Origin of the sequence: Microcoleus sp. BROC3 (assembly GCF_036702515.1) — a bacterium.
In the GTDB taxonomy this organism is placed as follows: Bacteria; Cyanobacteriota; Cyanobacteriia; order Cyanobacteriales; family Microcoleaceae; genus Microcoleus.
Genome location: NZ_JAUBTQ010000026.1, coordinates 56325 through 77798, shown reverse-complemented (window position 1 = coordinate 77798; position 21474 = coordinate 56325). Strand labels below are relative to the sequence as shown.

Here is a 21474-nt window from a genome sequence, read left to right as displayed (position 1 = left end):
GGGTTTTGTACAAAGCTGATTTTGCCCATTTCTGACCCCGGACTCGCCCCTACATTTGGCCTTAACGTGGGAGGGCGAGTTTTGTACCAAGCAAAGCTATTAGTTGCTTATTTTTTACACCGGGCGCGCACTTACATTGGGCTTTTATGGGGCCGGGCGGGTTTTGTACAAAGCCGATCTGTTAGTTGGTAATTTTTGGCTTCTTCTCGCGCCTGGGACTATTGTCCCAAGCGCTGTCTAACTGCTACTGAGATTCAGCATTTGGTTAGACAAATACAATTACTATATTATGATGTTCCGGTTTTACAATCAAGCATTTTAATTAAAAAATATATGATTATTCCTAATAATTTATAAAACTTAAATAGAGTTTAGTTATTTCAAAATATTAATATCTAAACCGAGGAGGTCTTCTGGTCGATCGATATCTAGGAGAGTGGGAAGATAAGCAATATTCAGGTCGAGATTTTGGGCGATCGCCCTCGTACAAGCAAATACTTCACTGGTTCCCCAGTGAATGCCACCGAACAATTCCGGTATCGCTCGCCGCAGCCCTATCAGATAATAACCTCCGTCTTTTGCCGGGCCCAAAACTAAATCGTGCTTGCTCAATTCCTCAAAAGCTTGTGCCATGATTTCTGCTTTCAGATCGGGACAATCAGTGCCAATAATTGCAGTTTTCTCAACCCCTGAATTAAAAGACTTTTGAAACGCTGCTGTCATTCTTGCGCCCAAATCACCGTCTGTTTGATTTTCACAATAAATATCACTTCCCAACCACTCTTGCATCAGTTGTTGACTGCCGCCGGCTCGGTGAATTTCTACGGATAATCGGTGGGATTTTTGGAGAGAGAGAGCGCAGGCGATCGTCCGTTGGGCCATCAAGCGGTGAAGGTTGGCAGCGCCTGCTTTTCCCAGAACGGGAATTAGTCGAGTTTTGGTTGTTCCCGGTTCGGGATAGCGAGTGAAAACAATCAGTTTTTCGGGCATCATTTATAGTTTATGAGTTTTAAAGGAATGAACTGCAGAGAAAGAGAAAGAGTTAACCACTACTTCACGAATTATCGATTAATGGTGGTGGGTTAGGCGATGACTTAATTTAATGACTGCGCCCAACCTACCACACAATAAATTCACTTAAAAATAGCCAGCGGTTAGCTCATTCCTAGCATTCGCTGGATGGGTTGCAAAGCTGCTAGTTGAATATCTTGGGGCATGGTAATTTCAGGGGTTTGATTTTTTAGGGATAGATACAATTTTTCCAAGGTATTTAATCTCATGTGCGGGCATTCGTTGCAAGCGCAGTTATTATTGGTTGAAGGAGCGGGAATGAATCGTTTGTGCGGAGCTTGCTTTTGCATTTGGTGAATGATTCCCGGTTCAGTCGCGACAATAAAAGCTTGGCTGGAACTGGATTCAGAATATTTGAGCAAAGCGCTGGTGGAGCCGATGTAATTGGCGTGGCGCAGCACGGGAGGTTCGCATTCTGGGTGGGCAATTATTTCGGCTTCGGGATTTTCGATTTTGAGTTGAACTATCTTTTTTTCTGAGAAGTTTTCGTGGACGATGCAGGCTCCTTGCCAGATATCCATGTTTCTGCCGGTTTGTTCTATGACGTAGCGGCCGAGATTGCGATCTGGCCCAAAAATTATCGGCTGATTTTTGGGGATTTGGTTGACAATTTTAACCGCGTTGGAGCTGGTGCAAATTATATCGCTCATTGCCTTAATTGCGGCGGTACAATTAATGTAAGAAATTACTAAATGTCCTGGTCGATCGGCTTTGAAAGCTGCAAAGGCTTCGGGAGGGCAACTGTCGGCAAGGGAACACCCAGCATTTAAGTCTGGCAACAATACTAATTTCTCGGGATTGAGAATTTTTGCGGTTTCAGCCATGAAATGAACTCCGGCAAAAACTATGACTTCGGCGCTGGTGTTGGCGGCTTTGCGGGCAAGTTCTAGGGAGTCGCCAATGAAGTCTGCGATGTCTTGAATGTCGGAGTCTTGGTAATAGTGGGCGAGAATGACGGCGTTTAACTCTTGTTTGAGGGCGTTAATGGCTGCAAACAAGTCGTGGGGCAGTCGGGTTTGAGTAAAGTTCGGAGCAGGTGCGGTGGTAAACACAGTTAGAATATTCCGGGGAAGGTGGCGAAGACAGCTAAAGTGTATTTTGAATTATAGTTGAATTCACCAAAAAGTGCTGGCTGTTCAGTGGAGCCAATCTAAAATCTCAAATCTCAAATCCAAAATATGCTGCGGGAGAGTGCAAAAATTGGTCGCTGTTTCTTATGCTGAGTAAGAAGGGGCTAGGGATCGATCGCACATGACAAATCACATGAATAAAGCTAAATCTATCAAAATTGCGGTGGTGGGGGACGTTCACGATCTGTGGGAACCGGAAGACGGCGAGGCCCTGAAGCATCTGGGCGTTGATTTGGTGCTGTTTGTGGGGGATTTTGGCAATGAGTCGGTGGAGGTAGTGCGGGCGATCGCCCAATTGGACATTCCGAAAGCAGCGGTGTTTGGGAACCACGACGCTTGGTACACGGCGACAGAGTGGGGCCGCAGTCAGTGCCCTTACGATCGCACTCAAGAAAATTGGGTAAAACAGCAGTTAGATTTGATGGGAGAAGCTCACGTCGGTTACGGGAAGCGTGATTTTCCCGAATTGGGCGTAACTGTGGTGGGAAGCCGCCCGTTTACTTGGGGGGGATCGGAGTGGAAGTACGGGGATTTTTACTCGGAGTGGTTTGGGGTACAAAGTTTTGAGGAGTCGGCGCGGCGCATAGCAGCGGCCGCGGCGGATGCCGATTGCGAAAATGTGATTTTTTTGGGTCACACGGGCCCGACGGGGTTGGGAGAGGCTCCTGAAGACCCCTGCGGGCGAGATTGGAAGCCGCTGGGCGGGGATTGGGGCGACCCGGATTTTGCGGAGGCGATCGATCGAACTCGGAGTTCGGGAAAGCACATACCTCTGGTAACTTTTGGTCATATGCACCACAAACTGCGGCACAAAAAGCATGAGTTGCGGAAGTCGCTGGAGGTGAGTGCGGAGGGGACAGTTTATTTGAATGCCGCCAGCGTACCGCGAATTGTGGAGAGAGAGTGCTCGAAACTGCGGAATTTCTCGATCGTCCTGCTGGAAAATGGAGCAGTGTCGGAAGTGTCTCTGGTATGGGTAGGCGAAGATTTCGGGGTAGAAAGAGAACAAATTCTTTATCGGCGCACAGAATCTGCGGCTATTTGTAGTTAGAGGCAATTGCTGGTATGATAAAATTTATGCGCCCGGAGAGGTGGCAGAGTGGTCGAATGCGCCTGACTTGAAATCAGGTGAACCGCAAGGTTCCGTGGGTTCAAATCCCACCCTCTCCGTTTAACAATTCTCTTGTCCGTTAAGGGTTTCAGATTCTCTATTGCCTCAAGAGTTCCCTTTTCCGCTCATCTTTGGCTCACTCGTGGTATTTCCCCAAAAAAAACACCCCCGCAGGGGTGCTGTTGCTTACCAGGTAAATTTTCTAGCTAACCGACTTAACTAAACCCTTCCTCATCCGCCGGGTCGCCGTAGGGGTCTTCGCTGGCCGGACTCACGTCCCCGAACATTCCAGCATCCGCTACGTAGTCGGCGGGGTCGCCGTAGGGGTCTTCGCTGGCCGGACTCACGTTACCGAACTGTCCGTAATCGGTACCGGCGTAGTCAGCCGGGTCGCCGTAGGGGTCTTCGCTGGCTGGAGTCACGTTGCCGTACTCTCCGTACTCTGCCGGGTCGCCGTAGGGGTCTTCGCTGGCTGGAGTCACGTTGCCGTACTCTCCGGGATTTGAGGCATCTTCGTAATTGCCGTCAGGATCGACTTGCTCGCTGTCTGACCCGACCACCGCATCTTTTAACTTCCGCAAAAATCCGTCTACCATGATAAAGTTCCTCTTTTTTATGTGCTGAAAAACGACTGTTTTAGATTGGGAATCCCAGATTTAATTGAAAGTCAGGGAACCTGCAATCTAAAATCTCAAGTGGTTAGGCTACTGTGCCGGAACAGGACTTGTAGCTTCCGGCAAGCTAGTAAGGTCTCGACCGGTAGTTTGGTTGTTGTACCCCTGGAATTCGCGGTAACGCGCTGCCTCGGACTCGGGAACTTTAATTCCTTCAGGCGGGGGCGTTACCCAGACCGCGCGATTCTGGGCATCGCGGTAGTAAACGCGACCGTTTTTGGAAAGGTAATGTTTTCCCTGCGGCCCCTTTTCTTGTTTATTTTTGTACTGATTGTAGATGTAGTAAAGGGCGGCTGCTCCTGCTAAAGTAATCCCTACTTTTTGAGCAGTGTTGAGTCCTTTTTTCGCTTGGGGCGTTGGACTGGGGGCGCGATTAGTTTGCACTCCTCCAGCGCGAGTGTTGTCAACAGGAGGCGGGGGAGCGTAAGTTCGCTCGTCAGAACCGCAAGCACTCACAAAGGGAAAGGTCAACAGCGTTGTCAGCAGCAGAGCCATGAAGCGCGATCTTTGGGGTTCGGGTTTGATTGTGTTCATTACCGCTCCGAATTGTCGGGATTATAGGTAGGGTGTATTCTGGCGAGGTTTAGGAACCTGAGCTGCTGCTAACAGTTTTTAGAGTAAATTAATTTCTCAAAGCAATTTTGACACCAGTAGTTGCTGAGAATTTAACAGCGCAGGTACGGTATGGCGTTTCTGTTTAATTATCCTCACTTTTATAGAAGACTTACTCACTCCAGGGATATAAATAAAGTTTCTTTTATTTATATCCGCAGGTATATGCAAATGCGTGCCTTCGGGTAAGAATAAATTCCGTTTGGGAACCGAATCAAAGGGAAGTGAAGCAGACGGACGCGGGGAGTCCGAAACTCGAAGCAGCACTGGCGAGGACAAGGAGGGGGGATTTAGAGCTGAAGGAAGAAAGAAGAAGGCCCTTCGACACTTTGACTACCCTCAGTGCGCCGCGAAGCTGAGCGGGTAAAAAGAAGGAAGAAGGAATAATAGCAAGGGTTTGAGCAATTAAGAACCTCCTAACCGTCTGGACGCTTGCTGCTATATAAGTCCAGCGGTGTTTAATTGGGCCGGACTGCTTGACTCAGATGCAGACAATTTTGTTTTGGAAATTCTGGAGAGGTCGATCGCACTATTGTAGAAATCTATTAACCGCGATAGAAAGCCCCCGAAGCTTTTCGGATATTTATGAAATTAAAGAATTTATTTACTGCTGGATTGTCCATCGCAGTTGTATTTACTGCGGCTAAATATCTAACTTTTTCTAATCAAAAAAACCAAGTCAAGGAATTGCTGCAAACCAAACAGTGTCCAGAATGTAATTTCAGCAATGCCAACCTAAAAGGATTAGACTTGCAAGGAGTCAACTTGCAGGGCGCGAACCTCGAAGGTGCTAATTTGTCTGGAGCCAAATTAGCCAATGCCAACCTCAAAAATGCCAACTTAAATAGAGCCAACCTGACGGGAGCTGATTTGGGCTGTGCTGGCATCACTTTTAACCTTGAGGCTAATGAAAAAGAAGGAAATATGGATTTTAATGTCACCGCTGTTCCAGAACAGAATAACCCAGAAAATGCAGTAGTTGGTTTCAATATGAAAGCAACGGATCGAGGAGCGACAATGCGTTTTAACCTCATGGGATGCGCTGACTTCTCGAATGCTAGCTTGCAAGAAGCTCAAATGCCAAATGGCACTATTCATCCTTAGTAAGACTAGCAAATACTGTTTAAATCGATTTAATCGAAAGAAAACCGCCGCCTGTTTTTCTGGCAGCGGTTTTTTAAGAAATTAACTGCACGCCTAAAATTAGTGAGCAGAACCGTTACCGTGATACTTATCGGTATCGTAGAATCCGTTTTTTGTACCGAAGAACAGACAGCAAACGGTGAAAACTGCTGTCAAGACTGCTAAAACTAACTTAACGTCCATAATTTACCTGCTGTGGTTGAGTGAGTGCAAATACTCAGATTGTAGAATCTTTTTGGCTGGCGCGGCCATCTACCAGCGTAGCGCCAGATTTGCTGGGCTGTACTCTGGTGCGGCAGTTTCCTGACGGCGAGACGATGCGGGGAATTATCGTGGAAACCGAAGCTTACGGCCCGGGAGACCCCGCTTGTCACGCTTACCGGCTGCGCACTCCTCGCAATGAGGTGATGTTCGGGCCTGCGGGTATGAGCTACGTTTACCTAATCTACGGGATGTATCACTGTTTTAACGTGGTGACGGATGCAGAGGGAGTTGCTAGTGCTGTGCTGGTTCGAGCTTTGCAGCTAGATGCGGTTCCCCAAGAATTCGCTGGAATTCCCGATAAGAAGCGATCGCGCCTCGCCGCCGGGCCTGGGAAACTGTGTAAGGTACTGAAGATCGATCGAACTTTAAGCGGTTTTCCCTTGGGTGCAGGCCAACCGCTGCGGTTGGAACACCGGAGCGAACACTTTCAGCAAGCTGTGGAGGAGGGTACAATAAATTTTGTGCAAACTACGCGGATCGGGATTTCTCAAGGAATTGATTTGCCTTGGCGGTGGTATGTAGGGAACTCTAAGGCTGTGTCACAACTCTAGTAATGTCAAAGGTATCAGTGTAAATTTTGTCGCTTATCTTAGTGAAATTATGGCTTACTCTTCGGAAAATCCGATCGTACAACTCAAAAAATGCCTAAGCCTGGTTCAGGATGTTAGCACTCACACCGAAGCCAACCGGGCCTTCGAGCAATTGTGCGGGATTATCGATGCTGAAAATCCAATGGCGGCGCAACTTTTGGAGATGCTGTGGGAAGAAGCTATTATGGCGAGGCGATCGGCTTTATTTTGGCAGCAAATGAGCGATGTTGAGAAAGATATGGCTAATAGAATGATGGAAAATATGACGCAGATGCGGCAAAATTATTTGCGGTTGATGCAAGAAATGTAAGATTGGGGAATGGGTAATTGCTAATTAGTAATTGGTAATTGCCCAGACTCTCCCCGGCAACGATAAAAACGAGTAATAGAAGCGGATTTAACTGCTGCGAAACTCATAGTCCACCAGGCAATATGTGCGTATTGAGCGCAGTCGAACCAAGTGAAAGTAAAAATCAGATAAGCAATAGCAACCGCTTCAATACCGCGCAGAGACGAATTCAGCGCTAAACATACATAATATCCCCAAAGTGCAATACCAGCAAGCAGCCCGAAAATGCCAACTGATAGGGTGGTATCCAGAATCCAATTGTGAGCTTTGTAAGTAGGGATTTCTCTAGTGCTGATTTCACGTTTTATGTTAATATAATCGTAAGTAAACTCATCTAAATTTACAACTATCGGAGTTACTTGAGGATTTCTGATGTAGGGATAGGCGATGCCGAAACCGTCAAATCCCCATCCAAATAGCGGGCGTTTTTTGAGGCCACGGGCTGAGAGTGTCCACATCGGCGAGCGGCTAGACATGACTTGTGCGATCGAAGGTTGGCTCCAATCTAGCGGTCTGGTGACAGTCATGACGCCAATAGCAATTACACCGATAAGAGCAATGCCTGCAACGATTTTGTAATATTTGTCTCTGAGCAAATAGGCACTGGCCACCATCAGAGCTAGAATAGCACTTCGGGTAGATGTTAACAGCAGCGCGGGAACAGTTAAAATTAAAGTAATTGTAGTTAATTTAGTGGCGGTAAATCTCCCAAACCAACCCACAATAGCAGTAACTGCTATTAATGTTAAAACTATGGCTGCATGGCCGCGATGGGAGTACAATCCTATTGGTTGTTGCCCTTGAAAAATGCTGCTGGCATTAACATTAGCTCTGATAATTTGCCCCATTGTGGCGGTGTAGTCAATCCGCCAGTCGATGATTTGGGGGAAGATACTAAGAGAAAGGATCGTGCCGCCAATTAGCAGTCCTTGGAATTGGGAATTAATGAGTTGCGGGTGTAGGATTAGGAGCAAGCTGTTGCTGAGAGTGAAGGCGGCGATTAATAGCCAGTACAGCCAGCCGTCTCCCATTTGATCTTGACCGAAGAAAGAGGTTAAGGGGAAAGGACTTTGTAGAGTCGAGATAGCTCCGATTGAGAGAAAAATTGTCCACAGTATTAGGGAGATTTTCCATTGTCGGGGAATGGTTAGGGCTTTTTTTTGTTCCCACAAGAGCGCGACATTGACTCCTACTATTAGCCAAATAACGAACACTTTCGGAGAAGTCCAGATGATGCCCCGGCTGCTTCCCCAGGAGTTGATGAGGATGATGCTGAGGGTAAACAGGAGGGTGTAGAGGGTTTTCATTACTCTTTGGTTTTCCGGTTTTTGAGTCTTTTAATTACAGGTAATGTAGCGAGGCCAAATAAAGTTCCTAATGCGGTGGTTGGTTCGGGAACGGCTGCGGCGGCGAGGGCGTCCTCCTCGGCTTTTTTAGATGAGGCTTTTTCGTTTGGTAAGTCGTCGCTGTAAAGGCTTGCTATGTTAGAAACGTCGCTGGAGGAAAAAAATCTTTCCTGGTTTATACTCCTAGCAGCTAAGGTTCTTGTATTCGTATCAACGCTACTCGAAGACGTAGAAACGCTACTGCGAGAAGGAAGGTAATCTTGATACATCTTGACAGCTAAGTCGTATTTTCCAACTTGAAGATGTGGTGCATTGCGTACACATCCACCACCACCGCTACCGCCGTTACATGGGCCACCACTAAAGTCATTACGCTCATCAAAGTTGAAGTCGTTGTAGCCACTCACCTTGAGTTTGAAAGAACCGTCATTGTTTACAGAACTTTTAATCCCTGAACCCCAATTGCTCCCAAACGGCCCGCCGTCGTCATTCACCGCAATCAGATTTCCCGATTGGTTAAACGCTCCTAAAATTGTGTCCGGTTTTTTGGGTGGGTTGATACCGGGAAAGTTATTAGTCCAGGCTACAAAAGGTGCTGATGGTTGAAGCCCAGATTCTGTAAAAGTGTCAACCTTGCCAGGAGATAAGGCACTGGAAAATAAATAGGTGGGGAGTCGGTCAACCTTTTTGTACCCAAACTGTTCCTCAACTAGGTTGGCATACTGTTTGGTAAATGTTGCACCTTGTCTGATATCTGTGATAGTTGAACTGCCTCCATTGAGGGAAATTGACCAGGAAAAACCTGTTAAAAAATCGTAGGTTTTGTTGCCGAAATCACCGACCAGAAATGTCTCAAATTTGAGCTGATTGGCTTTAGAATCAGTCGGTACATCAGAGAATTTTAAAATCTGACCATTGTTTTGACTCTGTACTGCTAGCTGGGTATATTCACTCCAGGGTAGAAATGGTTCTAATTCTTCTGGAATTCTGTATTCATTCCAGTACCAAGGTTCCTCGTCAGCCCATCCACTAAGATAACCAGATGGTGGGGTATCTATATATGGGACTTTTAGGGGGTTATTGGCGAAGCGGGGGTCAATAGGTATGGGTGGATTTGAATCTTGCGTTACTATTTGAAGCCAGTTGAGATGATCGACGCCGAGAAAATTTTTCTAGTCATTTTTAGTAGCAACGAATTGACCGACAATTGCATCTTCGGTTCCTGCTGGGACAAGATCAGTTTTTTTATCCAGGCTAATATTACCTAGGACTTCATTTTTGACGATTACATCAAAACTCAGTTGTGCTGCCCGAGCTGCCCCGCTTGAAACGGTTTCAAAGAATACAGCTATTCCGATCGCACAGATGTATGTTGTGCTAGCATTTCGCTGTGACATAGCCTTGACTCCTAATTGTTTGAAAGTGTATTAAATCCTAATCAGCAATTTTTTCAACTTTGTAAGTTTTGAGATTGAAACGCCACAAAGTCCGCACAAGTCTGTCACTGTTAACATCTACGTAGATATATTTTGGCGTAACCAAAAAATTTGAATCGGCAGAAAACTCGCCTATAGATAGCAAATCAAGCTGAGAAAATTCTTTAATTTCCTGACAAGTTTCGATGTTAAAAACTCGCGCGTAATTCACCGGACCTCCACTCCGATCCGGTAGAGGATAATTTTCATCGCTCGGGGGATATCCGTTACTAAATGTGATGTTCAAAAAGCGATCGTTTGGCGAAAAGCGAAACTGCTCAGGCCCGGGAGCTCCTTTTTTCCATTTGCAGACAAGTGTAAAGCTGGAATAGCTGTGCAGGAATATTATCCCTTGCGGAAATTTATAGGTAAAAAACTTGGTTTCATCGTGGGAAAAGCCATAAATCCTTTGCGGAAAACGGCGAATTTCTTTACCTGTTGCCAACTCCCAGAAAACAGCATGGTCTTTCTGCGAAGCAGCAACAGTCTTGCCACCGTCTAAGAGAAATGTTTCCCTGACAACTACTCCATCATCCATTTTAAAAGTGCGAATCACCTCTGAAGAAACAGCATCTTTGACGGTAACAATGCCCTGGCGATCGCCGCTGACAGAGTAGCGACTTGCTGACACCGTGTTGCCTCGATTCAAGTCAGCTACTCTCTCTCTTGCCCCCTCCTTATAGGCAGTAACTCCAGGTAAAACAGAGCCTAGTGCCATTACCGCACAAAGTATTGAAGCCAATATAAAGAGGGAAAAATATTTCATAATTTTTGCTATTTATTAGCCGGATAATTAGTGAAATAATGCCCACACAATACGAAACCAGCTACTAAAAGCAGCGCCAACCTCTTGCTTCTATCATGATGTTCTAGATGGTCACGTTTAAAACAATAAAAACTGTGGAAGTAGCACGCTAATTTAAAAGAAGTTGGTTGAGATTATTTCCCAAGATTATCACAGTATCAAAGTTCACCACCATCCGAAAATTTACTGAATTGAGTGATACCCAGAGAACAAAATAAAATTTTTCCTACTAATATTACTTATGCCTAAAGGAAGATTTAAGATAAAATTTTGACTTCTGTAGCTAAAAAGTTTGAATGGATACAGTTTTTTATCGAGTTTCCTCTAAAAACCGAGGCAATCAGCGAATATACGGTTGAGATGAAATCCGGGTGCACTGGAATTATTTGTTTGTAAAATTTGGTAAAGTTCGCAGTTGCGGTTTTTTCGCCACACCGCAACTGCCAACTTTTCCTACTTCATTAAAGCAGCGCCGCGGTTGTAAAGTTCGCGCGCGTAATCAGTCCAAGTTCCCTGTCCCCAATAGCGGAAACAGCTTGTTTGCACTAACAAATTGTAAAGCAAAGCTTGTTGGTATTCAAACTGCTTGGTAACGGTCGCATCTTGCTGTAACAGCGGGTCGTATTTTTTGTGAAATGCTGCGCTGAGTAGATTCATCGGTTCCAAGACATTTTCGTAACCTTTCACCCAACTCAAATCGTTAGTCCAAGAAGCACCATCCATGTGAAAATTATGGTCTGTTTGCTTGAGTTGGCCGATCGCACTTTCGACTTTTTCCGGTGTTGCACTATCTGGATCGACTAGCTGCCAGATTTTGTGCTGGTTAACCCCTTGACAAATCGGATAATCATCAGGATTGACGCCCGCCGCTTCAATTATCTCCAAATATTCAGTGCCGTTTAAACCGACAACGCCGGATTTTCCCCCGCCTTGTTCGCGGTTTTCGTGCCAAGCTTTGACAAAAGCGCTAGGAAATTCATTCATCATCACGCCGCCATTTTCCCCGTCGGCAATCTGAGTGACTAAAGAAGGAATGGTGACATTGCCAATTTGCTGTTTGTTGCGTCCTTTCGCTTCGTAATAAGGCTGCATTTGACCGACCAATTTAGTATCCGAACCTTGGGTTTTAATCAAAGCCGTGATGCTGATTGTTTCGCCGCGAGAATTGCGGGCTTGCAAACGGTTGGGAATGTATTTTTGGTCTTGCGACAATCCCGAACCGTCGATATTTTCTACGGAATGTTCTTGCACCATCAACCAGCGGTAGCCGCATTCTTTCAAAGCTTTGATGTATTCGTAAAGTGTATCTGGGTGATTGGGAAAGTGCATTTCTGGGGGCGAAAAACCTTTAACGCGCTTCAGGGCATCAATGCCAAAAATGGCTGCAAAATGATGTTGCCACGCTTGAATTTGGAGTTTGATGTCGGGAATGGGAGTTGAGGGAATGACGGCGTGACTCCACATTGTGCCCAGCCATTCTACGTGGGGTTGATATTGAGGATCGCAGGTAATCCGCTTGAGATTGTTGAAGATATCGTCCCGTCCCATTTGGCGCAATCCCCAGAATAAATTGCCCGAATAGTCGAGCATAATTCGTGGGTTGCAGCCTTCCGCAATCAGTTGTGGGATGAATTCTCCCATGCGGGAATAGCACCAAGCAAACACTCCGGCGTTGTGATTGTCTCCTTGGTTGGGATGTTCAAACATATGCTGGAGATTGCTGATTAGTTCGCCGTTTGCACCCGCAGGAATTGTCGGTTGGTGCATATGCAGGGCGCAGGCGAATCCGGCTTGAATGTTTTCCAGGCGCAGATTTGTCGTAGGTAGAAAGATTGGTTCATTGCTGTTGGCTGCGGCACTGATTTCTGCTTCCGATCCGCAAATATTGGGCAATCCTGAGTTGATTTCTTGTAAAATCGGTAAATTGGGAGATTGTGCGATCGCAGGCATAAATTTTTCTCAACAATTGTGGAGGGGCGCTGTCTGCTATTGCTAATATAGCTAGATACTTTAACAGTAGCAGAGGATGTCTGCAAAAAAGAAATTTCACCGGATAAGTCCGGGATCGCGACAGCCCCAAATCACGGGTCAAATGTTTAACACATTTCACGTAAATAGGCGAGGTAAATTATGAAATACGAAATCAAGGTTTTGGAACCGACGGATTTGTGGTACATCCAAAATAACATCAATCCTGAAACTAATAAGTTTTACCATCCCACTAAGAATATTCCCCTCGTTCAGCAAGCGGAAATTAACTTGAATAATTCAGGAGTGATAATTCAAAAAGGTGCCTTGCATTGGTGTATGGGAAAATTGACTTCCGGTGTTTATAAAACGGATAACCGTTTAAAAGATATGTCGGTATCTTTGACAACGGAAATGGACTACAACGCTCCCGTATATCAAGGGACTGGTACTGTGAAACTGGAACCGAGACAAAAAGGAAATTTCCTGCATTATACGCCGATCGAGCTTTCGGATGGGGAGCAGTGGGAGTTTGATGACGGTATATTTCAGTTTTGTTCGGACAATGTAGTTATCGGTGCTAAAAAACTGAAATTGCGACAAGTGGCTGCTTCTAATGACGGTAGGTGGAGAATTGCTGTTACAGCTTTGCGCGAGCAAAAAGCTACTGTTATAGCAGCTACAAGTTCACCGGCTAAGATTGTCGAACTCAAACAAGGTGAAACTTTGATAGCTGATTGCGATTTGGTTAAAGGATTTACCAAGGGGATTGAAGAAGATTATCGAAAATTAGGTCATTTTGGCAAAGGCGGCGGGGAGGGTTATGTTTGGTTTTATCAGGGGAAAGGTAAATTGTTAGTATGTGAAAATGATGCTATGGGTTTGGGTTGAGTTATTGACAGCGACAGGAGATGCGATCGCTCAAAAGGAATGGATTTGACAAATTAGTTTGATTTTTGCAAAATCTGCACAAACAGGTCATTGATTACACTTGGGTACATCAGGGACACGGCAATGCCGTGTCCGTAACTCTATTTTAAGCAACAGTCCGATCGCCCGAATCGGTCTCAACTTCTGCTAGCTGCGCCTATTTTCCCTGTATTCCCAATGGCCGACTTGCTTATCTGCCTAGAAATCATATACTTTGTCAAGTTAAGAAAATATTTTTTTGATTCATCCAGGAGCGAGAAAAAAAAATGTACATAGTACAAATTGCCTCGGAGTGCGCCCCCGTCATCAAAGCAGGGGGTTTGGGCGACGTAGTTTACGGTTTGAGTCGGGAGTTGCAGAATTCCGGTCACTGCGTCGAGATTATTCTGCCCAAGTACGACTGCATGAGATACGACCACATTTGGGGACTTCACGAGGCCTATCGGGATCTCGCGGTGCCCTGGTACGGTGGCGAAATCCTCTGTGATGTCTTGTGCGGCTGGGTGCACGGGCAGTTGTGTTTTTTCATCGAACCTCGCTCTCAAGATAACTTTTTCAATCGCGGCTGTTATTACGGTTGCAATGACGACAATATGCGGTTTGCATTTTTCAGCAAAGCCGCTTTGGAATTTTTGCTCAGAAGCAACAAGCGTCCCGATGTGATTCACTGTCACGATTGGCAAACTGGTTTGGTTCCAGTCATGCTGTTTGAAATTTACAAATACAATTGGATGGAAAATCAGCGAGTCTGCTATACCATTCACAATTTCAAACATCAAGGCATGGGAGGTGGCGATATTTTGCAAGCCACGGGTTTGAATCGAGATGATTATTATTTTGAGTACGATCGCCTCCGAGATAACTTTAACCCTTTTGCTATCAACTTTATGAAAGGCGGTATTGTTTACTCGAACTTTGTCACCACGGTTTCGCCGCACCATGCTTGGGAAGCTCACCTCGGCGAGTTTGGCTACGGTTTGGGCCACACTTTGCATTTGTATCAAGAGAAGTTTCGCGGGGTGCTCAACGGCATTGATTACGATGTGTGGAATCCCGAAAGCGATCGCTACATTCCGCAGCACTACACTAAGGATGATTTGGCAGGAAAAGCCAAAACTAAAAAAGCTTTGCGCGATCGGCTGTTCCTGCGCGATGCTGACAAGCCTATTATTACCTTTATCGGTCGTTTGGACGACCAAAAAGGCGTTCATCTCGTCCACCATGCAATTTATTACTCTCTGAGTAAGGGAGCGCAATTCGTGCTTTTGGGTTCCGCGACGGAAGCGGGAATTAACGCTCATTTCCAGCACGAAAAATACTTTTTAAATGACAATCCAGACTGCCATTTAGAACTAGGTTTTAATGAGGAACTCTCGCACTTAATTTATGCGGGTGGGGATATGATTGTGGTTCCCAGTAATTACGAACCCTGCGGGCTGACTCAGATGATTGGGTTGAGGTACGGTACTGTTCCTGTGGTGCGGGGAGTGGGCGGCTTGGTGAATACTGTGTTCGATCGAGATTACGACACCCGCCACCTCGCGGAAGAGCGCAACGGTTACGTGTTTTACCAAAGCGACTACGGCGCTTTAGAGTCGGCGCTCGATCGGGCGATCGGATTGTGGTATGACTATCATGATGAATTTGAAAAACTAATGCTTCAAGGCATGAGTTGCGATAATTCGTGGAAATATCCAGCTAAAGACTATGTGGAAATTTACGAGCTAATTCGACACAAATAATCACTAGGGGCGGCTTTTCCCAAAGATATTATCTATACCTTTAGGAATAGATAAACCCGCCCTTTTCTAACCAGACAGAGATAATGTTTTGAGTAAAAGTGGGGGGTGGAAAGTACGAATCCAGATTGTAGGGTTTCCTTGCCTGTCGTTTCCAAGTGCGATCGCCGAAGATAAGGGTATAGAAATTAAACGGTTGGTTTTCACCCGCCCTTACACAAAATGAACTCACAACTAGAACAACAAGTAACGATTCTACAAGACGAAACAGCAGCAGCCGGAAATTCTGCAAACCCAACAGTTGAAACTCCTTTATTCGCTTCAGAATTTGCAACAGAGGAAAAAGTCAGAGTGGAAGAATTTAAGATTAGCGGTGAAAGTTTAATTGGTAAAGTCAAAGAGCTAATTCAGCAAGGAAAACTCCGCCGCCTCGTCATCAAAAACTCGCAAGGGCGGACTTTGGCAGACATTCCGCTGATGGCGGGATTGGTGGGCGGCGTTGCAGGCTCGGTAGTCTTTCCAATTGCTGCTGTACTGGCTACAGTTGGGGCAGTTGCGGCTCATTTGACTGTAGCCATCGAGCGCAAAGAATAGTCTTAAGTTAATTGTTAATTCAGCGCTTGCGCCAGCCACACCAAAAACCCGGTTTCTGTGTTAATTGTTCGTATCAATCGACGATTTTTACCAGAAACCGGGTTTTTTGCATAAGTTCTATAATTCCGGTACTTTCGCCGCAGGTTGGTCTAAATAATTGTAAACAATCCGCGAAATTCGACGCACAAACTCTCTCACAATGGGGTCATTGTAAGGACGTTTGACAAATATTGCCGCTAAATAACGCTTCCCATTCGGCATATCAATAATTCCAGCATCGCCAACTACAAAGCCGATATCTCCGGTTTTGTCAGCAATCACGGCTCCCGGGCCCAAACCGGAAGGAAGCAGCGTTCTAGTTGTTGTGTGCCGCAGTAATTCTAAAGCTTGTTCCCGACTCGATTCAGAGACTAATTTATCGCGAGACAGCATCGCCAGCAGCTTTACCATATCCACAGAACTTGTAGTATTTGTTCCTTGAAAATCGCCGAGCCAATTGCGAATTCTCGTATCAGTTAATCCCCAACTGCGAAAACGCTCGTTGAGTTTAGCAATTCCCCCCAAACGTTCAATAATCATGTTGGTGGCTGTATTGTCGCTGATGGTAATCATTTTATCTACGGTTTCTCTGATGCTAAACCGAGTGCCATCTGGTTCGTCTTGCATAGTTCCAGAGCCGCTCGCCACTAAGTCGGACTTCATGACTAATGTTTCGTCTAGGCTAACTTTGCCTGCGTCTACATCTTGATAAAAAGCAATCAGAATTGGTAATTTGATGGTACTCGCGGCCGGAAATACTCGATCGCCCTTGATATCCAAATAGTTTCCTGTATCTAAATCCAGAAAAAACATTCCGGCGCTCAGGGATCTATACTGTTCGATCGCACTTTCGATTTGAGGCTTGATAGCTGTCATTTCCAAGCCTGTTGACATCCCCAAATCAGTGGAATAGTTTCTCTGATTTCCCGGCGAAACAGTGGGCGTAACTTGACCTGCTGCTTGTTCTATGCGGGTAATAGCTGTTGGGATAAAAGACTCGTTGCCGGCTATTTGCTCGGGATTAGGCAACTGAAACGACCAGCGCGTGGCAGATTCTCTAATGACTCGGACTTTTTGCGGGTCTAACTTATAACCGGGAGTTAATTGTATCACTAACCTGGTAGTTTCGGTGTCAAACTGCCCGACTCTAATTTGTTGAATAGCTGAGTTGTAGCTTTGAGGAATTTCGGGATATTCCAAGACTATTCCCGGCAAATCTATTACTAAGCGGGTAGGATTTGCAATTAGTTTAACTTGTGGCTGAACTCCTGAATCTGTGGTTAAATTGAGCTGATTTTCCCTGGGGTCGAAGTGCCAAGATGTTAGTGTATCAGCTTTTGCAGGCAGGGCGATCGAGAAAAGACTAAGGGCGGCCGGCAACAGCCATCGCAGTTTAGGAGTCATGTTTGAAGAGAAATAGTTTAACGGCTGCAACGAGAAAGCGGCTGAAAAAACGTTATCAACCGCTTTCGAGGTGAACCACATAGCATCATACAGTCAACTTTTGCCCGCAGCCGTATTTTTTTTATTTTCTTTGAGAGTATTCCGTTTCCGGGAGTGATCTCAAATCCGCTTCTATTACCCCTTTTTCTTCCAGTCTCGCGCAGGCGGACAAAACTTTGTACACTGGCGGATTCTCTTGGCAGAATTCTTGTTTTGTAGGCGCAAATTTTATTCGCCTTCGATGAATTCAACTTAGGCGACTTCCCGGTTTCTAGCATCTTCGAGCGAGTCAATCGCGGCTTTGAGAAACACTTTTCCTTTAGCAACAAATCGGCGATCGCTCAAAGGATCGTAAGCTTCCCAATTACCGCTAACTTCGCGATCGCGCCACAAAAACCAGCAGCGGTAAATTTCCCCGCTATCTATATCATCGCACAAAGCCAGCCAATCATCCCCCGTGAGAGCGCTGGCATCTAATGCTACCAATTCCACCCATGCAAGTGCAGTGCAGGCATCGATCGCCTCAGCATCAACGGAGTCAGATTTTGTAGCTATAGGTTGCGGCGAACACAGTGTAGACTTCATAATTTCTCCTTAATTAAATGAATGAATTTGCCTATTTATGAAACTGACCCGGTACGCCAAGTGGAAAAACTGTGTTTTGATAAATTTCTGGTTCATCAAATTTACCAGCGGCTGATGCTTCTGTTAAATTATTAAGTGTATTAATTGTGAAAATGGCGGCGGTTCCCAAAGCGGCCATTGCCAGTCTGTGTAAGATTTTGCTCATTTGGCTGCTCCTTTTTTGCTTGGTGTATCTACTCTAAAAAGTTAAGTGGTGATTAGTGGCGGAGATTGGGGAGTTAAGAAAAACTTTTTATCCTCAAATATATTCAACTGTTGAAGCCGTTATCAGGAAAGAGTTTGAGGAGTCGATCGCCCTAAAAACATCTCCAAGTAAAATCCCTTAAATTCCGGCTGGCTGATTATCTTCCTTAAAATCCCCCAAAATAGGAACTTAAGGCGTTAAAATTTCTAGATTCCTTTCCCTTTCACTGCAAGCGAAGTGCTCAAGTCAAAACGCGATCGCGGTCGCATTCTCACTGCCTCTGGCTTAAAGAAACTTAACGAGGCGCTCCAAGAATGGTCTGACCGACATAACATTAGAGGTACTCTGACGGAAATCGAGGCTGAATCTGGCGTTGGTGCCGATACAGTCAGCAAAATTAAGCAGGGTAGAGAAGGTGCGGATTTGAGTAAAATTAGGCAGTTGTTCGCGGCTTTTGAAATGACTCTGGCTGCTAGCGACCACCGATCGGCTAAACTTGAGGAACCGGAAAATTTAGACGAACTGGACAATTTGCCACCAGCGGGGGAAACAGCCACCTGCAGCAGAATTGTTAAAATATTTGTCAGTTATCGCAGCGCCGAACCCGATCGCGAGTTAGGAAAACAGTTAGAAACGGCATTAAGCGCGATCGGTCATACAGTTTTCACAGCCGAAAATAACATTAGATTGGGAGATAATTGGTTTGAGCGCATTAATTTATTCCTCCAAGAATGCGATTATTTGCTGCTACTGTTGCCGCCAACGGAAAACCAAAGCGAACTACTAACATATCAAGTTCAGCAAGCAAAAGAACTGCAAGATTCCCGCCCAGACAGAAAACCAATAATTCTCCCCATCCGCGTCGGTTTTCCCCTCAACTCGCCTCTAAATCACGACTTGCGGGGCTATCTGTACCGCATCAAACAGAGGGAATGGAAAACCACCGCCGACACTCCAATTATTATCGAAGAAGTTCTGAACTTGCTAGCAGAAACTCCGGCACCAGTCACAGAGGAAACGGAAGATTTAACACAACAACAACTATTAGAAATTAGCAGCGACGAAATACCTCTACCCGCCGCCGAACCAGAATTACCGGGAGGACAAGTCGATGTCGCTTCTCAATTTTATGTAGAACGCCCGCCCATCGAAGAACGCTGCTATCAAACTATTGTGCAGCCCAGCGCCTTAATTAGAATTAAAGCACCGAGACAAATGGGAAAAACTTCGTTGATGGCAAGAATTTTGCATCACGGAGCCCGTCAAGGGTATTGCACCGTGCCACTAACTTTTCAGTTAGTAGATAAAGCCGTATTTGCCAACTTAGATAAATTCTTAAAGTGGTTTTGCGCTTACGTCGGGCGCGAGTTGCACTTACCCAATCAATTAGACGATTATTGGGATGAAATTTTTGGCAGCAAAGTCAACTGCAAAGATTACTTTGAGAAATACATTTTGCCGCAAATCGACAGTCCTTTAATTTTAGGATTAGACGAGATCGATCGCGTTTTCCAATATCCCGACATTGCCGAAGACTTTTTAGGACTGCTGCGGGCGTGGCACGAAGAATCGAAGCGGCGGGACATCTGGAAAAAACTGCGATTAATTGTAGTTCACTCCACCGAAGTTTACATCCCGATGAACATCAATCAATCGCCTTTCAACGTCGGACTGCCCGTAGATTTGCCGGAATTCAACCATCAGCAAATACAAGATTTAGCAGCGCGCCACAACTTGAATTGGTCGGATGCAGAAGTTGAAAAATTGACAGCAATTGTCGGCGGACATCCGTATTTAGTGCGAGTTGCATTATATCACATTTCGCGATCTGGTGTGACACTCGATGAATTAAAAGAAACTGCGATCGCAGATGCGGGAATTTACAGCGACCATTTGCGCCGGCAGTTGTGGAATTTGGAAGAATATCCAGAGTTGGCGCAGGGGATGAGAGAGATTGTGGCTGCGGACTCTCCGGTGCAATTAAAGGCGATGCAGGCGTTTAAATTAGATAGTTTGGGGTTGGTGAGATTGCAGGGGAACGAGTGCGTGCCGAGGTGCGAACTGTATCGACAATATTTTCGATCGCACTTAAGCGCGATCGTGTAAAATTTAGTCAGTAACTGCGGTAAGTAATAATCAGGTGAATGATACCCATGAACGATATTTTTTTGATAACTTCCGATAATTGGCTAGATTGGATAACCGTATTTGGTTATCTAGCCTTTACAGCTTTCATTGCATGGCGCGTGTTCACCACAAAGTAGATATATCAGGACAGGAACCACAAATCATCGAACATAGCTATATAAAATTACCTTCTTTTTCTTCTTGTTTGCTTCGCGTCCTACCCTACGGGAACGGCTTCGCCGAACGCGCCTTCTCGGTTCGTTAAATAAATAGTAAAATAAGAAAATAATCAACTACACCATACAGTAACTTGTCGCGTGAGTCAGACGAAGTTTTATGGCGCTTTTTCAAAGCTTTAAAGCTGACGCACTTGAATTTCCTAACTTTTTATGTAAAAAAACAAAGTATTTATCTAATCTTGCTGCGTCAACTTTCGCAAAATTGGAATTTGTTCCAACTGTTCCGGCCGTATACTATCCCTGTTTAAGCCCATTGGACGCGGATAACTTGTATTAGTTTCAATTACCTCCTGGGCAGTAACAATCCAATTCAGTGCCCAATCGTGAGCTTGCATTGGTAAACGCGAATCTGCGACTATTTGCAAAGGATGGACTGTTGTGACAATTGGCGTATCGATTTGTACTAACCCGAATTCCTTCAACATAGCCAATTCCAAATCCGCAAATCCTGCACCTTTACCGGTTCTTCCACCGTTGGGGCCTGCCGCTACACAGCCGACTATTACTAAATCAATCAGCTCCATCTCTGCAAAACTTACCAATTTTCCGCAAGCGAGTGCTTTGCGGGCGATCGCACTTTCGGCAATTGATATATTTTGCCGCTGCAAATCCTCAGCAGTTAACTCTACAAAACAGCGATCGTCTGTCAATCGCGGTACTGCCATATACAGGCGTTTTCCATCTTGCAAAGCTCGCATCCGCACCGGAATTTGCGCCGAATCTGGATTGCACTTAATCGTTTTTGCTTGTTGCCATATTGGTAAATTTGCCAATCTTTCAGCAGCCACCTGTGCACCGACAAAGTTGGGAATATGACCGAACGGATCGCCAATAGATGCGGCTTGCTGATTCAGCAAAGACCAAATTTCAGCTCTTAACTTGTCTTTGTCGTCGTTATATCCTGTCCAATCAGTTTTCATGCTGTATTGTGTTACAATTTATCATACAGAATTATGCTTTAATACCGCCTCACTTCTTCAGTCCGCGAAGGCGGAT

General features: G+C 45.4%; 22 protein-coding genes and 1 tRNA gene. 9 read left to right on the top strand and 14 right to left on the bottom strand.

Going from position 1 to position 21474, the window contains the following annotated elements; all coding sequences use genetic code 11:
• Positions 1 to 375 precede the first annotated feature (375 nt).
• Both QUB30_RS18005 and nadA read right to left on the bottom strand, forming a co-directional pair.
• A complete protein-coding gene (locus QUB30_RS18005; protein ID WP_333335886.1) occupies positions 376 to 993 on the bottom strand; it encodes a TIGR04282 family arsenosugar biosynthesis glycosyltransferase in 618 nt (205 codons plus the stop codon).
• A 161-nt stretch (positions 994 to 1154) separates the two neighbouring features.
• Positions 1155 to 2123, bottom strand: coding sequence for a quinolinate synthase NadA (gene nadA, locus QUB30_RS18000; protein ID WP_333335883.1), 969 nt, complete (start codon positions 2121 to 2123; stop codon positions 1155 to 1157).
• 211 nt (positions 2124 to 2334) lie between these two features.
• On the opposite strand from nadA, the gene QUB30_RS17995 reads away from it, so the two are divergent.
• Together QUB30_RS17995 and QUB30_RS17990 are read left to right on the top strand one after the other, a co-directional pair.
• Positions 2335 to 3252 (top strand): TIGR04168 family protein, encoded by a 918-nt coding sequence (locus QUB30_RS17995; protein WP_333335879.1) that lies wholly within the window; start codon positions 2335 to 2337, stop codon positions 3250 to 3252.
• A gap of 34 nt (positions 3253 to 3286) precedes the next feature.
• Positions 3287 to 3371, top strand: a tRNA-Ser gene (locus tag QUB30_RS17990).
• A gap of 156 nt (positions 3372 to 3527) precedes the next feature.
• Here the strand turns inward: QUB30_RS17990 and QUB30_RS17985 are convergent.
• Positions 3528 to 3908 carry a translation initiation factor gene (locus QUB30_RS17985; RefSeq protein WP_333335876.1) on the bottom strand — a complete coding sequence of 127 codons (381 nt, stop codon included), beginning with the start codon at positions 3906 to 3908 and terminating at the stop codon, positions 3528 to 3530.
• 108 nt (positions 3909 to 4016) lie between these two features.
• Positions 4017 to 4520, bottom strand: coding sequence for a hypothetical protein (locus QUB30_RS17980; RefSeq protein WP_333335873.1), 504 nt, complete (start codon positions 4518 to 4520; stop codon positions 4017 to 4019).
• 663 nt (positions 4521 to 5183) lie between these two features.
• On the opposite strand from QUB30_RS17980, the gene QUB30_RS17975 reads away from it, so the two are divergent.
• Positions 5184 to 5702 (top strand): pentapeptide repeat-containing protein, encoded by a 519-nt coding sequence (locus QUB30_RS17975; protein WP_333335870.1) that lies wholly within the window; start codon positions 5184 to 5186, stop codon positions 5700 to 5702.
• Positions 5703 to 5801: 99 nt separating this feature from the next.
• Here QUB30_RS17975 and QUB30_RS17970 read toward each other — a convergent pair whose 3' ends face one another.
• Positions 5802 to 5924 (bottom strand): hypothetical protein, encoded by a 123-nt coding sequence (locus tag QUB30_RS17970; RefSeq protein ID WP_006633228.1) that lies wholly within the window; start codon positions 5922 to 5924, stop codon positions 5802 to 5804.
• Between the two features lie 20 nt (positions 5925 to 5944).
• Between QUB30_RS17970 and QUB30_RS17965 the strand changes: the two genes are divergently transcribed.
• Both QUB30_RS17965 and QUB30_RS17960 read left to right on the top strand, forming a co-directional pair.
• Entirely contained in the window at positions 5945 to 6556 is a 612-nt protein-coding gene (locus tag QUB30_RS17965) for a DNA-3-methyladenine glycosylase (protein ID WP_333335867.1), read from the top strand.
• Positions 6557 to 6605: 49 nt separating this feature from the next.
• A complete protein-coding gene (locus QUB30_RS17960; protein ID WP_006633230.1) occupies positions 6606 to 6905 on the top strand; it encodes a hypothetical protein in 300 nt (99 codons plus the stop codon).
• A 20-nt stretch (positions 6906 to 6925) separates the two neighbouring features.
• On the opposite strand, the gene QUB30_RS17955 is transcribed toward QUB30_RS17960, so the two are convergent.
• From QUB30_RS17955 to QUB30_RS17935, 5 genes are all read right to left on the bottom strand, one after another.
• Entirely contained in the window at positions 6926 to 8251 is a 1326-nt protein-coding gene (locus tag QUB30_RS17955; protein WP_333335863.1) for an O-antigen ligase family protein, read from the bottom strand.
• Positions 8251 to 8784, bottom strand: a complete 534-nt coding sequence (locus tag QUB30_RS17950) for a hypothetical protein (protein ID WP_333335860.1) — start codon at positions 8782 to 8784, stop codon at positions 8251 to 8253. The genes QUB30_RS17955 and QUB30_RS17950 overlap by 1 nt, the downstream gene beginning before the upstream one ends.
• Positions 8785 to 9462: 678 nt before the next feature.
• Entirely contained in the window at positions 9463 to 9687 is a 225-nt protein-coding gene (locus QUB30_RS17945; RefSeq protein WP_333335856.1) for a hypothetical protein, read from the bottom strand.
• Between the two features lie 37 nt (positions 9688 to 9724).
• Entirely contained in the window at positions 9725 to 10531 is an 807-nt protein-coding gene (locus QUB30_RS17940) for a hypothetical protein (RefSeq protein ID WP_333335853.1), read from the bottom strand.
• A 492-nt stretch (positions 10532 to 11023) separates the two neighbouring features.
• Positions 11024 to 12520, bottom strand: a complete 1497-nt coding sequence (locus QUB30_RS17935; RefSeq protein WP_333335849.1) for a glycosyl hydrolase family 57 — start codon at positions 12518 to 12520, stop codon at positions 11024 to 11026.
• 180 nt (positions 12521 to 12700) lie between these two features.
• Between QUB30_RS17935 and QUB30_RS17930 the strand changes: the two genes are divergently transcribed.
• The 3 genes from QUB30_RS17930 to QUB30_RS17920 all read left to right on the top strand — a co-directional run bounded on the left by QUB30_RS17930 (position 12701) and on the right by QUB30_RS17920 (position 15801).
• On the top strand, positions 12701 to 13429 hold the full coding sequence (locus QUB30_RS17930; RefSeq protein ID WP_333335846.1) for an AIM24 family protein: 729 nt from the start codon (positions 12701 to 12703) through the stop codon (positions 13427 to 13429).
• Between the two features lie 305 nt (positions 13430 to 13734).
• Entirely contained in the window at positions 13735 to 15210 is a 1476-nt protein-coding gene (glgA, locus tag QUB30_RS17925; protein ID WP_333335843.1) for a glycogen synthase GlgA, read from the top strand.
• A 219-nt stretch (positions 15211 to 15429) separates the two neighbouring features.
• On the top strand, positions 15430 to 15801 hold the full coding sequence (locus QUB30_RS17920) for a DUF4342 domain-containing protein (RefSeq protein ID WP_333335840.1): 372 nt from the start codon (positions 15430 to 15432) through the stop codon (positions 15799 to 15801).
• 117 nt (positions 15802 to 15918) lie between these two features.
• Here the strand turns inward: QUB30_RS17920 and QUB30_RS17915 are convergent, their stop codons facing one another.
• The 3 genes from QUB30_RS17915 to QUB30_RS17905 all read right to left on the bottom strand — a co-directional run bounded on the left by QUB30_RS17915 (position 15919) and on the right by QUB30_RS17905 (position 18073).
• Complete coding sequence (locus QUB30_RS17915) at positions 15919 to 17325, bottom strand: serine hydrolase (protein WP_333335837.1); 1407 nt, start codon at positions 17323 to 17325, stop codon at positions 15919 to 15921.
• Between the two features lie 210 nt (positions 17326 to 17535).
• Entirely contained in the window at positions 17536 to 17868 is a 333-nt protein-coding gene (locus QUB30_RS17910) for a hypothetical protein (RefSeq protein ID WP_006633666.1), read from the bottom strand.
• 31 nt (positions 17869 to 17899) lie between these two features.
• Entirely contained in the window at positions 17900 to 18073 is a 174-nt protein-coding gene (locus QUB30_RS17905; RefSeq protein WP_333040368.1) for a hypothetical protein, read from the bottom strand.
• A gap of 276 nt (positions 18074 to 18349) precedes the next feature.
• On the opposite strand from QUB30_RS17905, the gene QUB30_RS17900 reads away from it, so the two are divergent.
• Entirely contained in the window at positions 18350 to 20218 is a 1869-nt protein-coding gene (locus tag QUB30_RS17900) for an AAA-like domain-containing protein (RefSeq protein WP_333335834.1), read from the top strand.
• A 433-nt stretch (positions 20219 to 20651) separates the two neighbouring features.
• Here QUB30_RS17900 and QUB30_RS17895 read toward each other — a convergent pair whose 3' ends face one another.
• Positions 20652 to 21398 carry a 5-formyltetrahydrofolate cyclo-ligase gene (locus tag QUB30_RS17895; protein WP_333335831.1) on the bottom strand — a complete coding sequence of 249 codons (747 nt, stop codon included), beginning with the start codon at positions 21396 to 21398 and terminating at the stop codon, positions 20652 to 20654.
• Between the last annotated feature and the right edge of the window lie 76 nt (positions 21399 to 21474).